The following is a 948-nucleotide window of genomic DNA, read 5'->3' on the forward strand; positions in this document are numbered from 1 at the left end:
CTCGGCACCTGCCGCGTGCAGGGGCGCTGCGAACTCCCACGCCGCGTCGAACACGCGCGCCAGGGTCGCCGCGAGCTCGGAGGAGCGGACGACCAGGGCGGCGCGGTCGTCCTCGTCCCGGGAGCGGGCGACGATCGCGAGGGAGCGGTCGAAGACCACCAGCCGGAAGGGCAGCGTCGGGAGGGTCCGGAACCGCGCGCCCAGCGGCTCGAGCTCCGCGACCGAGCGCCGGAGGGCCGCGTTGTCGCGGCGGCGGTCGTGGTACAGCGTCCGCCTCGCGATGCCGCGCCCGAGCAGCTCGCGGTCGACGGCGTCGCTCGCCTCGTGCCGCTCCACGCTGCTGGTGCCGGGAGCGGCGATCAGCACCTCCTCCGAGGCTCCGCGCTGCAGGTCGAGGAGCAGCCGGAGGACGGTCGCCGGGTCCTCGATCACCTCCACCTGCTCCGCGGCGGCGAGGGCGCTGCGGGCGCTCCGGTAGGCGGGGACGAGGGCCATCAGCTCGCTGCGGCGGCGGGTGATCCCGGTCTGCAGCTCGAGGAGGCGCCGCTCGTCGTCGGCGATCAGCTCGGCCAGGGCGATGTCCGGTGCGGCCGTGGCGAGCGACTCCGCCCCCGCGTGCAGCGGAGCGAGCAGCCGGAGCCCGATCAGCTCGTCGCGCGCCTCGCGGAGGCCGTCGACGGTGACGCCGAGCTCGTCCGACGCGCTCTCGAGCGACCAGTCTCCGCGCACGGACGCGTGCAGGTACAGCGCGATCGCGTTCTCGCTCAGCACCGGCGGCCCCCCGTTCTCCCGACCCTCCCGAGTGTAGGAGGCGCGCACTCATCGCCGCCGCGCGAGAACCGCGACGACGGCGAGCTCACCGGCGAGGACCAGCGCCACCGCTCCGAACACGGCCGGGCCGACCAGCGCGGCGAGCGGAGTGAGACCGGCGTTCGCGAGGAGGGGGGC

General features: G+C 75.9%; 1 protein-coding gene. It reads right to left on the reverse strand.

All coding sequences use genetic code 11. The features are described 5' to 3' along the window. A partial coding sequence (locus C5C74_RS16880; protein ID WP_104351947.1) for a LuxR family transcriptional regulator occupies nucleotides 1–771 on the reverse strand: 771 nt, incomplete at its 3' end. Between the last annotated feature and the right edge of the window lie 177 nt (nucleotides 772–948).

Origin of the sequence: Rathayibacter sp. AY1E8 (assembly GCF_002931415.1) — a bacterium.
Classification (GTDB): domain Bacteria; phylum Actinomycetota; class Actinomycetes; order Actinomycetales; family Microbacteriaceae; genus Rathayibacter.